The following is a 14,049-nucleotide window of genomic DNA, read 5'->3' as shown; positions in this document are numbered from 1 at the left end:
TTTATGATGTAGCAATATAATTTTCCCATTTGTTTAAGCCAGCTTTAAAATCGGGTGGCAATGGCGATTCGAAGTACATATATTCTTTTGTGGTGGGATGAATGAAACCTAAACTCTGCGCATGTAAAGCCTGACGTGGCAACAATTCGAAACAGTTATCCACAAACTGTTTGTACTTATTAAACGTTGTGCCTTTTAAAATCTTATCGCCACCATACATTGCATCGTTAAAAAGCGGATGACCAATGTGCTGCATGTGTGCCCTGATCTGGTGTGTGCGGCCGGTTTCGAGCTCACAACTGATTAAAGTAACATACCCTAAACGCTTTAGCACTTTATAATGCGTTACAGACCATTTTCCTTTTTCTTCATCATCGTAAATATCCATCACCCGACGATCTTTCACACTTCTGCCAATGTAACCGGTTACCGTTCCATCGTTTTCGATATCGCCCCAAACCAATGCAATATATTTACGGGTAATACTGTGATCAAAAAACTGACGCGCAAGGTGTGTAATCGACTTTTCATTTTTACTGATCAGCAATAAACCCGAGGTATCCTTATCAATCCGGTGTACCAGGCCCGGACGGCCATCATTGCCTGGCAGTTGAGGCAGTTGCTCAAAATGGAATGCCAAAGCATTAACCAAAGTTCCGGTATAGTTATTAAAACCCGGGTGTACAACCATACCGGCAGCTTTATTTACAACCAAAAGATCGCTATCCTCGTAAATGATATCCAATGGTAAATCTTCGGGATAAACTTCGGTATCACGCGGTGGATGCGGTAAAACAATAGATATTTCATCATAAGGTTTAACCTTATAACTCGCTTTTATCTGTTTCTGGTTAACCAGTACGTTGCCTGCATCAATTGCATTCTGAATGCGGTTTCGGGAAGCATTTTCTACGCGCACCATCAAAAATTTATCGATACGTAGCAAAGACTGCCCCTTATCGACAATAATTTTTAAATGTTCATATAATTCCTGCTCTTCTGACTCCTGCAATTCGACCACATTTTCCATGGGGCAAAAATAAACTTTTAACTTCAAGAATTTTTTAATGATTGTAGTTTTAGGAAAAACAATCTTATCTTTAATATAATTAAATCATCCTAAATCATTTATATGAAAAAATGTTGCGCTTTAAAGATGTTATGTGCCATATTTTTATTGGGAATGGCTCAAAAAGCAAGTGCTCAACAAGATGTTGGAGGCTTGTTTGTAGGCGGACCGGCCGATGCAACCAAATTGGTTAATGCCTATTTCGATCCTTTATACAAAGGTTTAGGCCTGGGCTTAACGGATGGATGGTCGAACACTGCCCAATCAAAAGGTTTTTTAAAATTCGATGTGAGGCTTTCGGCCTCCGGGGCTTTTGTTCCTCAATCGGCCAGAAGTTACGATGTAAATACATTGGGTTTAAGCAATATTAAACCTGCTCCTGGTGCTTCCTCAACAGGCCCTACTGCTTTTGGAGATGATCGCGAAGGGGGTAAAATGGAAGTGTACACCAGCAACGGTATCCCTACAGGCAAATTTTTCAACCTGCCACAGGGCGTGGGTTTCCATATAGTACCTTCGGCACAGATACAGGCTATGCTGGGTTTGCCAAAAAATATCGATGTTACTTTAAGGGCCATGCCTAAAATAAAATTAGGTAGCGACTTAGGAAGTTTATCAATGATCGGTTTTGGTGCAAAAGTTGAACTTTTACCTTTGTTTATGGGATCAACAACGGAGAAACTGGTTCCGGTAGATATTGCGATAGCAGGTGGTTTTACCCAATATAAATATAATCTAGATCTGGATATCGATAATACTGGAAATTCAGATCAACGTATCGACGCCAAATTTAACGGTGTAAATTTTGATGCTATTGTTTCTAAAAAATATTGTTTTTTACTCCATTTGCCAGTGTAGGCTACCAAACTTCTAATACTAATTTGAAAGCATTGGGCACTTATCGTTTTGCTACCAGTGCAACTACTTCAGCAACTTATGTTGACCCAATTTCGGTTAAACAGACCGATATTGATGGTGTGAGGGCAAGTTTAGGCTTTCAGCTGAAATTTGGTTTCTTTAAGTTTTATGGTTCGTATACACAGGCGAAATACAGCATGGTTAATGCAGGTTTTGGTTTCGGTATTGGTAAATAATGAACGATCAGCTATAATTTTGTTTAAAAACACCTGAAATATTCAGGTGTTTTTTATTTTTACGCGTGTTCGAAGAAATATATAGCCCGGTACAAAAAATAACATTTACTCCTTTTAACCATCTTTCTGTAAAGCGTGATGATCTGATTGACCCCTATATTTCGGGTAATAAATGGCGCAAACTTAAATACATTTTAGCAAAGGCTGCGGAGGAAAAAAGAACACATTTGGTTACCTTTGGAGGGGCTTATTCCAATCACCTGGTAGCTACAGCCGCTGCTGCATCGCGTTCGGCACTTAAATCAACCGCTTTTGTACGTGGAGAAAAAGTAAAAAACGAGATGTTATTATTGTGCGGTTTATTTGGCATGGAACTCATTTTTGTTGATCGCGAAAGTTATCGCGACAAACAAAAATTGTTTAAACAGCATTTTGCTGACGATGAACAAAGCTATTTTATTGATGAAGGTGGTGCTTCGCCTGAAGCTACCATAGGCTGTGCAGAAATCATCGGTGAGTTAACCGAAACTTACGATCATATTTTCTGTGCTGCCGGAACGGGAACCACAGCTGCAGGTTTATTGAAAGGAATTCAGCAACATCAATTAAACACGAAACTCCACGTTATCCCCGTGCTAAAAGGCGGTTTTATTGAGGATGAAATTGTGCAACATACGCCTCTTTCTGATCATTTAAATCTCCACCTGGATTATCACTTTGGCGGCTATGCTAAAACTAACCCCGAATTGATCAATTTTATTAAAACTTTTACTGCCCAAACCGGACTACTCTTAGATCCTGTTTACACGGCAAAGATGTTTTATGCCATTGTCGATTTACAGAAACGAGGAATTATCGGTAAGGATGAAAAAATCCTTGCCATCCATACCGGGGGATTGATGGGCCTTTTTGGCATGAAGGATAAGTTTTAAACAAGTAAATGTTAATCTGTAAACATAAAGAGGTTGTCTCATCAATGTAGAATTGTCATCCTGAGGGATAATTTATTGTATAAAAATCAATATGAATGACAGATCTTTTTGGCAAATGGTAGGCTGCGCGAGATCGTCATTCCCAACTCGATTGGGAATCGTAACGCAAGAGCTTTAAGATTCCCGCCTGCGCGGGAATGACGCCGTGCTAATAAATCCTGTCAACGGAAGCTTGTCGAAGGACCTGCTTTAAATGCCATACAAGGCGTTTCGATACTTCGTCAAGCTCAGTACAGGCTGAGCTCAACGTGACAAATTCGATTGAATTACAATTATGAGACAGCCTCTTATAAGATCTCTAAATTTTCCGTTGATTTAGTGTTAGTTGTAAAGTATAGCTCTTTTACCCATACAGCTATCCGGATATATCAGTCAATAAGGCTATTAGATATAGAAATAAACATAGGTTGGGAATCCACCACAACCTATGTTTCACCAAACTAAAATCAGCGTGTAAAAAGAATCAAATCTTGTTACGGCTGAATTATGACCGGTCCTCACCGGATATTTTATCCTTCCCGGACTTGTTTAAAGCCCTGACTTCACAAAGCCATCTGATGGAATATTTTAAATGGTAGTGCGCAATTATCTACTGCTACTTTCAGTTTTATAGTTCAGCTTTGGAAAATCTTTCTGTGCTTTTTTAAACTGAAGATCGTACTCAATTGGCCAGCCGAAAGCCTTTTGTGCAACATCTTCCAGATTTATCCCTGTTGCGCCGCTCCAGAAATGAATAAACTCTCCAAAATTCAGATCTCTTTTGAAGCGTCCTTTTTTGTCTTTTGGAAAGTTTAATGCGAGAAGTTCAAAATATCTGTTGAGTACCTTTCCTTCACCATATTTACTATAAATAGGGAAAAACCAGTTTTTGAACCACTGCGTTCCCGGTCTCGGAAAGTCATCGTACTGGGTCTGCATTTGTGTAAATACTTTATGGGCTTCGTTGGCCATTCCTATGTTTTTGAGTACATCATAATTGAAAATCTCCATAAACTTATTGTCGCCCCAAAGTACATCGGAGGGCGAGCCTTTTGTGCCATGACTGGCACTGGTTACGATATGTCCCATCTCATGTACAGGCATGCCAATCTGTTCTCCGACAGGATTGTCCCATTGCGCTAAACCACAATCGATAACGTTCCGGTAATCATGGCTCGCATCAAAAAAGGTGACGGATGCCCGCCTCCATAATCCTTACCCATCGCGCGGTGCAGGATGACATACAGTTTTGGATCCGGTCCGAAATCACCATAGTTACGTTTAACATAGGCCCAGCAATCTGCCATTACGGCGATAGGCCATTTAATATTGGACGACATATTTTTATCATAAAAAACAGCCACGTTTGAATTGCTTTCTATCAGTTTCAGTTCTTCCTGATGTTCAAACCAGTGCTCTTTCCATATAGAATCAGGGGTGATTATCGTTTTATCAGACTGACCCTTAGCCTGGGCTTTGGATTTTAAAACCAGTCCCAATAAAAAAATTGGGACTAGTAAATAAATGATTGCTTTAGTATTATTCATAATTGTATTAATCCTCCGTTATACAGAAGAGATCCCTATTTATTCCAGAAGGATATTTCACTAATATTGCTGTAATAGGCATCGCCACTGGCCACTTCAATTACCCGAATCCGGATATACCGCATTGCTGGCAGGCCATCAGGTAGGGCAACTTTAAATGGTGCCGATCCATCATCCGAACGCTCCACCGTTTTAATCAGCGTCCATCCTCTTCCTTTCGATTCTGCTGTCCACCCCGCTGAATTGCCTGGCGACTGCGTTTCTGCACCGGTAAGGTCGGCTATTCCCCAGATTTCAAATTTGGTAGGATTATTACAACAGTCGCGCCCGATGATTTCGAATTGGGCAAGATTGGCTATCGCTTTCCCCATATCAAAAGTGAAGTGATGTGGAAGTGGTGACTCATCATCGCTATGGAAAATGTCCGGATATCCGGTTGGGGCCTTGTTGCCATTCCAGAGTTTAGACAAAGAAGTTTCACCCGAATAAGTACCTACATCATTGGCCAGTTTAAGCGGGCGGAATAACGATTTATCAACGGGTACCATAATATTGCTCAAAGAGTCGTAATCTGCCGTATAAAAGGTATCAATCGCCGATTTTACGGGCACGTATGCCGACCTGAAATATATCTTCGTTCCGGTTTTATAGTCGGCAAGCCTGATCGAATTTTGATCAGGACTTAGCGAGCTTTTATGAATGGTACCATCTTTATAAGTATAGCGTATTTCGGTCGCAATGTTAATGGTATCAGGTTTTTCAAAGTTGAGCGTGATGCCGCTGTCGTCCAGCTGATAAGGATCAGCAGAAACCAGGAATCTGTTGGTGAGACTCGATTTGTAGCTATCACCATAAACCTTTACGTTGCTGATCTGAACCGGGACGGATTTATTTCCAGCCTTATCGTAAGAATAAATAGTAAAGGAATAATTATACTCTACAAGTTTAGAAATGATTACCGATACATCAGTAATGGCCCGGTCGGGCGCCACCATTTCCAGTGAATCTGCTGAATTATTCCAGAATATCTTGTAACGGGTTACACTCGGATCGGGACTGGCCTTCCAGTTCAGTTTTACCCTATAGTTGCCTGGTGCTGCCGCAACCTTACCCGGGAAGCCGGGATATATCCGTTCTTTTCCATCGAGATATTTTCTGTAATCAAGGGCATCCTTACTACAGCCACAAAACACTGCAATGATCATAAAAACCATTAAAATGCTATTGATATGTTTAGTTGTCATCTGTATAAATTTTAATTGGTGTTACCCCAAAATGATAATTCCGTCACGTGGGCAAAATCTCCATTTCCCCAGGTAGCGCTTACGGCCAGCCTGATAAACCTCACCTTCGGAATATCAAGGCCAATGTTAAATTCAAATCCGGCTTTAACCGCGGCGAGATCCAATGGAGTAGTCTGCCCCGGAGCATTGCCCGATGGCGGTGGCGGACAGATGAAATTGCCCAGGTTAATCCAGTCGCCAACCACGGTACCTTTTGCCGATGTTACAGGCAATTCGACATCTGCCGGTGCAGTTTTGGCTGATCCCCAGAGTGTCCAGGCTTTAGGATTACCGTGGTTATAAGAATAATCGTTTCCATAGGCTTCTCCCCTTTCCCAGATCTTATAACGGCTGAGCTTGGTGAGCACACCCATATCGAAGGTGCAGATCTGCAGTGGCTTACCATAACCGGGTTCCGTATGCCATCCCGGATCTGAGGTATTATTGTCCCAAAGCCTTGTGGTGTTCCATCCCAGCGAAACTGCGCCGAGCGGAGAATCGGAAGCTAACCTATACTCACTAAACTGCGCTTTGGGCACCATAATCTCAAAAATGGGACTGATTGATTTATATAAGGTGTCGGATATATTCCCCCACCTATCGGTAACATATACCCCGAAATCTCTTTTTAAGGTATCGAATCCCCGTACACTGAAATTAATGTTTTCGGCTTCGGTATAAAACTGTTCAACCGGCAGCATTTTCCCTGTGGTTTTATCATTCGAAATCACAATTACTCCGATCGGTTTTTTAGAAGGATTGCTGGCTGTTACATTCACTCCACCAAAATCGGCCTGCATCTGAACCGTAGTATTTACGGCCAGGTAAGAAGGCGTTGCCGGGTGTACACGCACCTGTACAGGATCACTTTTGACGTTTGCACGCGAAACGGCATACAGGGTAACATCGTAATCCATGCTTTTTTCAAAGCCATCTACCCTGATCGTATCGCTATAATAAGAAGATTTACTCTGCCTTACTGTGCGCGAATTGATCCGGTATTCTGCCTGAACATAGAGCAGGTTTTCGGAATTGGGCAACACATAAGAAATTACCGCGGCACCAGCCGTGTTTTCTACCTTTATCCCGGTAAGTGCACCGGGTTTGGTCATATCTTTCGATACCACCTCATTAAATCCTTCACTTTCTTTACAGGAATAAAACGAGCAGGCCAGGAGTAACAGCACAAGAAACTGCAAACTGCAGAACCTGTTATATATTTTTGATCTAATTTTCATCATCATCTATTTAATTTTACCAATAAGGATTTTGAACCAGGTTTGGATTCACGATCAGGTCGTTGTATTTAAGTGGCCATAAATAATCTTTCAGGCCAAATACCGGAATCACCAGGTTGCGCTGGCGGTAATAACCTTCGGGTGTAGTATCCTGAATGTTCCAACCCTGGATTGGTTTGCTCAGCACATCCTGCATTACTTTCCAGCGCCTTAAATCCCATCCTATCCTTCCTTCGAAGCAAAGTTCAATGCGGCGTTCCTGCTGGATGATTGCTCTTAAGCCATCTTTACTGGTGGCTTTACCAGGATTGGTTGAATATGACGCCCAGGATTCTTTAACACCTTTTAATCCTGCGCGTGCGCGTACTTTATCGATATAGGTATAAACATCTGGCGTAGGACCATTTACTTCATTCAGTGTTTCGGCATAAAGCAAATAAAGTCCTGCCAGCCTGATCAGCGGTATTCTGAAACCTGCCTGGGCAACCTCTGTACCAAAAACCGATTGATAGTTTACCAGTTTGCTTGGCCAATAGCCTGATACGTTAACCCTGATATTATCTTTCGGACCGGCAATTGAATTTGCGCCACGGGCCTGCACATATAACATATTTTCAGGATCGGTTTGGCCGTTGCCAAAAAAGCAGCTTCCATCAAATGATAAATCAGCATAAAAGCGGGGTTCCCGGTCCATGTGCATTTTTATGGTCTGGTAACCACTTTTTAAATAGTATTTACTGTCGGTTCCTGCCGCAGCAACGGCATAACGTCCTCTATAATCGTATCCTGCATCTTCAGCCATGGGAACGCCATTTTTAGAATAAAACAGCTCGGCCATTCCGATGGGTACGGCAAAGTTGCCCCTTGCACCATCCATATTCTGCACCATGGCATTGGTAAGCCTCGGCATAGCCATTGATTGGAAATCAAATTGGGTGTTGAGTGCCCAGATCACTTCAGGATTTTTTTCCCAGTTCTCGGTAATGCTCTGTCTGATGTCCATCACGGTTTTTAAAGTCGCAGGTATGGTTGGAAGATTGCCAGGAGAAGTAAAATGATAAAGCGAAAGGTTGCTTTCTTCACAAGATTTTACAGCTGCCTGGCAAGCCAGCATTGCTTTGTTCCATTTTTCTGCACTAAAAGCGGTGGGGAACAGATTAACACCGTCTTTATCCTTAAAACCAGTATAATCAGGATTTCCGTTAAAAAACGGACTAGCCTGCGTGGTCAGCACTTCTGCCTTAACCGATAAGGCAATATTCTGCGTAATTCGGCCCAGGCTACGTGCAGGATCCTGGATGGTAAGTGGAAGATCAGGGGTAGCCTCATCCAATAAGGATACAATATAGGCAAATGCAACATCTACAGGTTCGCGTTTTGTCCTTACCTCATCTGTGCCGGCATCGATTGGCAGATTCTGTTTAATCAGGGGAATTGGGCCGTACATTCTTAACAGGTAAAAATGGTAATAAGCCTTAAGGAACTTCACCTCTGCAATCCAGCGGTTGCGTTCGAATTGAGCCAGATCTTTTGGCCGATCGATATTTTCGAGGAAAATATTACACCTTCTGATGGCCTTAAAAATAGGCTGACCAAGCTGTTCGCCATCCCAATAATTTAGTGAGGGATTATCAGTGCTCTGTACCCCCCTGATGAGATGGAAGCCCTGCTCAGCGTCCCTGCTGCCAAGCGTTGCTTCTGTTAAAGTATTGGGAAAATAAATTTCCCCTGAAGTGGTAAAAGCACCATCTTTATTGGATGGCCCCATATTCTGTATTGTAGAATAACAGGCAAAAAGATAGTTTTCGGCCTCGTTTCTGTTTCTGAAAGCATAATCGATTGTGGCCACATTGTCTGGCGTTACATCCAGGTATTTCTTGCAGGAAAGGGTCATCCCCGAAATCACCGCAAGAAGTATGAGGAGTTTAAAGTTGGGTTTCATTATTAGCTGCTTTATAGATTTACGTTTATTCCGATGTTATACACTTTCTGGATCGGGTAGCTGAAGCCATTTGAGGCCAACTCCGGATCCCAGTCCTTGAACCTGCTCCAGGTAAGCGGATTTAAAGCATTGAAATAGATCCTGCAGTTAGACAGAAATGCCTTTTTCGATAACTTATCAGGAAAAGTATAACCGATTTCTATCGACTTCAACCTGATGAAAGCACCATCCCGCATCCACCAGGAACTGGTTTGGAGATTGTTGCTGATCTCAGAAGAAGTGGTTCCCAAACGTGGATATTTGGCATATAAATCCTGATTTTCTTCTGTCCAATGGCTATCGGCGAAAGGCTGAAGCACTTGCCTGTTGGATAGGAACGGACTAACCTGCGACGGATCGATAAAGAAACTCGTGCGGCCTACCCCCTGAAAGAAAAGAGAAAGATCGATTTTTTTGAATCCCATTGACAAACCTGCACCATAAACAATTTCAGGCGTGGAAGGCAAGCCGATAAAAACCTGATCGGCTTCGGTAATTTTTCCATCATTGTTTACATCGGCATATTTAATATCTCCGCCTTTAGGCGCAGAAGCTCCGGCGCCAAAAAGTTGTGTTGGCGAAGCTGCTGCTTCCTGGTCATCAACAAAAAGACGCTCGGCAATGTAGCCCCATCTTACACCAATTTTCTGTCCGGAGAGTATCCGCCATGGTTCTTTATAGGCGGGCTGTTCGTATTGTCCGTATTTATTTTGCGAAAAGGTAAAGTTCATCCTTCCCGACATCCAAAATCCGCCCCTGAAGGTTTTACTATAATCGGCAGAAAAATCTATCCCTCTCGAATCAGCAGTTCCAAGGTTTGCGCTCACACTCGATTCTAACCCCATACTGGAAGGGATAGAGGCACGCTCCATCAAAATATTGTAACGGTGCTGTTTGTATACTTCGGCAATAATATTCAGGCTTTTAAAAAGACTGATCTCGAGCCCAATATTGGTTTGCCTGGAAGTTTCCCAGGTAACGGCATCATTGGCATAATTGGTAATGCTTACCCCCGGCCTGGAAACACCGTTGGTCTGCCCAAAATAGGCCGGGTTACCGCCATTCAGGTTTACGTTCGACAGATAGAAGAAACGCTGCGCACCAATGGCATCGTTACCAACAAGGCCGTAGCTTGCGCGCAGTTTAAGCTTATTAACAGCGCCTTTTAAGCTGCCGTTCCAAAATGATTCATTGGAAATTACCCAAGATCCACCTATGGTTGGAAAGAAACCAAACCTGTTCTTTTCAGCAAAACGCTCCGATCCGTTATAACCAAAGTTAAACTCAGCAAAATAACGGTTATCATAACCATAACCCAACCTTCCCGACAAGCCAACATTCCGGTAGGGAAGCGAATACTGAAGACTCGACTGTCCGGTAGCTGGATCGATTGCATTGGCATATAAACGCTGTTGCCTTGTGGCGATCAATGTACTGCTGATGTTGTGTTTACTGCCAAACTGCCTAGAATAATCTACAACGGCCTGCATGTACACGAATGTATTAATGTCTTTAAACCCTGGTTCGAAGCTCAGATACTCTGAGGCCTGTCCGGGCTGGTTATTGATCCAGTTGAGGGTATATTGATTGCTGATCCTATCATAGGACGCTACATTGTAAAAAAATGGAGAATATTGCCTGGTGAGGTCGAAATAGGAATACCTGTTGGTATTAAACATGCCTTTAAAAGTCAGCCCCTTAGTCAGGAAATTAAGGTCCTGGTTTAGCTCAAGTTGTGCCGACATTCTTGATCTCGAGAAAGATTTATATCCCTTCATCATATCTGCATAAGGATTGGAAAAACCAATTGTATTTCCTGTTCCTTCAGTTGAACTGTTGCCAAATAGAATGTGGGTATCGATCCCTAGTGAAGGATCGGACGGGTAAAATGCAGGAAATAGTACAGGGCTGGTATGAAGTGCCTTTTTATACAAATCGGCAGAGAAAGAGCCGTCATCGGTAATCGGCCCGTTGTATTCATCAAAAGTTCCCGACAGTCTAAGCACCACTTCTGTGGTAGGCGTAACATTAATGTTGACATTGGAACGGAGCTGGTAGTTTTCGAGTTTAACGTTATTGTTAAAGTTGTTTACCGGACTTACTTTCAGTATCCCATTGTCGCGGTTATAAGAGGTACCGATGTAGTACCGTGCAATCTTCCCGCCTCCGCTCACGCTTCCGTTGAGGCGTTGGTTGTTGGTGCTGGTTTTAAATAGTTCATCAATCCAGTTTACCGCCGGATACACATATTTGTTGCTTCCCGGAGCACCGCTTAGTGTTTGCTCGCGGTTATAAATATCGTTCTGGCTAAACCTGGGCACCGCTAAAGGATTCCTTGTGGTCAGGGCCTCATTGTACATCTTCATAAAGGTAATGGGATCGGCAATTTCAAGGTTTTGTGTGGCCTGAGAAATGGAATTTTCAAAACGAACATTTACCTTCGCATTACCTTCCACGCCTTCTTTGGTGGTTACCAAAATTACTCCATTGGCACCCCTGGCCCCATACAAAGCCGTTGCACTGGCATCCTTTAAGATGGAGAAGCTGGCGATATCATCTACCTGCAGCCTGGCCAGATCAGTTGGCGTGAGTTCTACGTTATCTACCAGGATTAATGGGTCTTGTTTGTACCCGAATGTGGTTACTCCACGAATAAAAAATGTAGAGTTATCAAGTCCTGGCTGTCCACTCCGCTGGTAGGCCACCACGCCGGCAATCTGCCCGGCCATTGCATTGGTTAGGTTGCTGGAGGGAATTTTTAGCCTGGAAGGTGTAATGCTGGTAACAGATCCCACCATGGCCTCTCTCCGCTCTTTCTTTCCGAAAGCAGTAACCACTACATCCTTGAGATTGTTATCATCCGAATGCAGTACCAGATCTACCTTTAGCCTTAATGGATCGGCAATAAACGTAACCTGTTTAAATCCCACAGATGATACCACCACTATAGATTTAGCTGTTACATTCAGCGAAAACTTGCCATCGCCATCGGTAATGGTTCCCATAGCACTCTGGCCTTTAACCTGAAGACTTACCCCCGGAATTCCCAGTCCGAGCGAATCTTTAACAGTTCCGGTAATTTTAATTGTTGCACCCTGTTGTGCAAAAGTGGGGCCGCCCAGGAGCAACAAACAGGCACCGAATACTGCGAACAGTACCCAGAGGTTTCCCAAATAAGGCAGATGCCTTACCTTAGCAGTAAAATTTTGGTTCATAAAGTTTGGTTGGTTTTTATGTTTAGATTATTTCAAAAAATGTTTGCAGGTATCACCTGGAGTAGTCAATTTCCATCTGTATCTGTCAAACAAGGGCAGTTAATAAATTAGCCAAGCCAAAAATGATCCGGCTAACACATTTTATTTTCTTTCGTTAAACACCCCCAGTTCAGCAATAGCAGGTGAGCTGTCGAAGTCGGTAATGGTTACCTTTATTTTTTCGCACCAGATACGCCCGAACCTAAAAATATTTACCTTTTTCTCTCCCTCATTTTTTGCAGCTAAAGCATTCCATTTACCATTTGCATAGTACTGTAAACTGTAGGTAGCTTTTCTGTTATTGCCCGCTGTAAGCACCACCATATTACAGGGAACAGCCTTTTCAAAATTCAGTTCATACCATGGCGATTTTACGGTGTGATTGGATGACCAGCTTGAACCAAAATCATCATCATTGGCAAAATCCATGATATTCATATCATCACTCCAGCTGCTGTTACTTTTTACATGCTTGGCAATGTTACTCGAAATGATCGGTGCAGCGTAGGCCGGAATACGTGGAAGATCTATAGGTTTTTTATAAATCTGGCCCATTTCTTTAAGTGCGGCTAAAGCGTTATCATCTATTAAACCGTTTTTACCTGGCGCTACATTGAGAATAAAATTGCAATATGCAGCGTTGTATGGAATAATAAATTTATTCACAAGCTCTGGTACATTTTTTACGGGAGTAGTAGGGAATGATGTTTTCCAGAACCAGTTGGCCTGAAGCGGTAGGCAGGCAAGCGCCGGAAGTTTGTTGTTTTCTTTAGAAATAAACTGGCCGGCACCTTGCTCGTAAGATTTGATATCGGTATAAAATAATGCCTGAGTAGGATATTTCGCGGCATTTAAATCCATTACCAGGCAGTTTGGCTGTAATGATTTAATCAGGTAATAAATATCCTCAAAAGGTACCTGGTCATAAGAAATCCTCGACCATGGCGCATCCCATCCATCAATAATAAGGGCAGTAATCTCACCATAATTCGTAAGCAGTTCGGTAATCTGATCTTTGATCATTTTAACATTCACTGGTGTAATCTGGTTCGGGCGGATGCCGTGATGGGTATCTAATATAGAATAATATAGCATTACCTTTAATCCGTTTTTGCGGAAAGCATCAGCATATTCTTTTACCACATCGCGTTTTAGCGGCGTATTCATTACATTATATGCTGTCGTTTTAGTATCCCAGATCGGGAACCCACTATGGTGTTTGGTGGTCAGACAGCCATAGGTCATGTTAGCAGATTTAGCGGCTTTTGCCCATTGATCAGCGTCGAGTTTTGGCGATTGAAACAAAGAAAGATCGGCGTCTGGATCAGACCAGTCCTGATACATAAAAGTAGGCATACCGTAATGGATAAACATACCCAGACCCAGATCAACAAAATCCTGCTGAAGCTCTGGTAAGGGTTTATTGGTTGATTTTTGCTGGGCCATTGCCGGGTAAACAGATGTCGTTCCCGAAACGATAAGTAGTAATGATAAAATCCTTTTAAAGGTCATTTCTGTTTTTTTGGTTTACGTATTTGTGTTAGTTAATTGAAAGATGGGACCGGCTTGTTTTATGTATCAATTTCAATCGGTCAATAGAAATCTGATTTAC

General features: G+C 42.5%; 9 protein-coding genes and 1 pseudogene. 2 read left to right on the top strand and 8 right to left on the bottom strand.

Going from position 1 to position 14,049, the window contains the following annotated elements; genetic code table 11:
* Position 1: 1 nt before the first annotated feature.
* A complete protein-coding gene (locus ACQ86H_RS09035) occupies positions 2-1,030 on the bottom strand; it encodes an RluA family pseudouridine synthase (RefSeq protein WP_138817909.1) in 1,029 nt (342 codons plus the stop codon).
* Between the two features lie 102 nt (positions 1,031-1,132).
* Between ACQ86H_RS09035 and ACQ86H_RS09030 the strand changes: the two are divergent.
* A pseudogene (locus ACQ86H_RS09030) lies at positions 1,133-2,163 on the top strand (DUF6588 family protein).
* A gap of 65 nt (positions 2,164-2,228) precedes the next feature.
* Entirely contained in the window at positions 2,229-3,095 is an 867-nt protein-coding gene (locus ACQ86H_RS09025; protein ID WP_431294568.1) for a 1-aminocyclopropane-1-carboxylate deaminase/D-cysteine desulfhydrase, read from the top strand.
* 645 nt (positions 3,096-3,740) lie between these two features.
* On the opposite strand, the gene ACQ86H_RS09020 is transcribed toward ACQ86H_RS09025, so the two are convergent.
* The 7 genes from ACQ86H_RS09020 to ACQ86H_RS08990 all read right to left on the bottom strand — a co-directional run bounded on the left by ACQ86H_RS09020 (position 3,741) and on the right by ACQ86H_RS08990 (position 13,949).
* Positions 3,741-4,238 carry a hypothetical protein gene (locus tag ACQ86H_RS09020; RefSeq protein ID WP_431294567.1) on the bottom strand — a complete coding sequence of 166 codons (498 nt, stop codon included), beginning with the start codon at positions 4,236-4,238 and terminating at the stop codon, positions 3,741-3,743.
* A 35-nt stretch (positions 4,239-4,273) separates the two neighbouring features.
* Positions 4,274-4,681, bottom strand: coding sequence for a hypothetical protein (locus ACQ86H_RS09015; protein WP_431294566.1), 408 nt, complete (start codon positions 4,679-4,681; stop codon positions 4,274-4,276).
* Between the two features lie 35 nt (positions 4,682-4,716).
* Positions 4,717-5,925 (bottom strand): DUF4998 domain-containing protein, encoded by a 1,209-nt coding sequence (locus ACQ86H_RS09010; protein ID WP_431294565.1) that lies wholly within the window; start codon positions 5,923-5,925, stop codon positions 4,717-4,719.
* An 11-nt stretch (positions 5,926-5,936) separates the two neighbouring features.
* A complete protein-coding gene (locus ACQ86H_RS09005; RefSeq protein ID WP_431294564.1) occupies positions 5,937-7,208 on the bottom strand; it encodes a DUF5000 domain-containing lipoprotein in 1,272 nt (423 codons plus the stop codon).
* Between the two features lie 10 nt (positions 7,209-7,218).
* Positions 7,219-9,144 carry a RagB/SusD family nutrient uptake outer membrane protein gene (locus tag ACQ86H_RS09000; protein WP_431294563.1) on the bottom strand — a complete coding sequence of 642 codons (1,926 nt, stop codon included), beginning with the start codon at positions 9,142-9,144 and terminating at the stop codon, positions 7,219-7,221.
* 11 nt (positions 9,145-9,155) lie between these two features.
* Positions 9,156-12,398: a SusC/RagA family TonB-linked outer membrane protein gene (locus ACQ86H_RS08995; protein ID WP_431294562.1), complete on the bottom strand. Its 3,243-nt coding sequence runs from the start codon at positions 12,396-12,398 to the stop codon at positions 9,156-9,158.
* A gap of 141 nt (positions 12,399-12,539) precedes the next feature.
* On the bottom strand, positions 12,540-13,949 hold the full coding sequence (locus ACQ86H_RS08990; protein ID WP_431294561.1) for an alpha-L-fucosidase: 1,410 nt from the start codon (positions 13,947-13,949) through the stop codon (positions 12,540-12,542).
* Positions 13,950-14,049: the final 100 nt, after the last annotated feature.

The organism is Pedobacter sp. P26, assembly GCF_050632135.1.
Classification (GTDB): Bacteria; Bacteroidota; Bacteroidia; order Sphingobacteriales; family Sphingobacteriaceae; genus Pedobacter.
Note: the sequence above shows the minus strand (reverse complement) of the source record. Positions and strands in the feature narration are given on the sequence as shown.

Bases quoted from the DNA above. Each gene is read 5' to 3' on its own strand.
- ACQ86H_RS09020 (WP_431294567.1), bottom strand. From the start codon at position 4,238: ATGCCTGTACATGAGATGGGACATATCGTAACCAGTGCCAGTCATGGC.
- ACQ86H_RS09010 (WP_431294565.1), bottom strand. From the start codon at position 5,925: ATGACAACTAAACATATCAATAGCATTTTAATGGTTTTTATGATCATT.
- ACQ86H_RS09035 (WP_138817909.1), bottom strand. From the start codon at position 1,030: ATGGAAAATGTGGTCGAATTGCAGGAGTCAGAAGAGCAGGAATTATAT.
- ACQ86H_RS09000 (WP_431294563.1), bottom strand. From the start codon at position 9,144: ATGAAACCCAACTTTAAACTCCTCATACTTCTTGCGGTGATTTCGGGG.
- ACQ86H_RS09015 (WP_431294566.1), bottom strand. From the start codon at position 4,681: ATGAATAATACTAAAGCAATCATTTATTTACTAGTCCCAATTTTTTTA.
- ACQ86H_RS08990 (WP_431294561.1), bottom strand. From the start codon at position 13,949: ATGACCTTTAAAAGGATTTTATCATTACTACTTATCGTTTCGGGAACG.
- ACQ86H_RS08995 (WP_431294562.1), bottom strand. From the start codon at position 12,398: ATGAACCAAAATTTTACTGCTAAGGTAAGGCATCTGCCTTATTTGGGA.
- ACQ86H_RS09005 (WP_431294564.1), bottom strand. From the start codon at position 7,208: ATGATGATGAAAATTAGATCAAAAATATATAACAGGTTCTGCAGTTTG.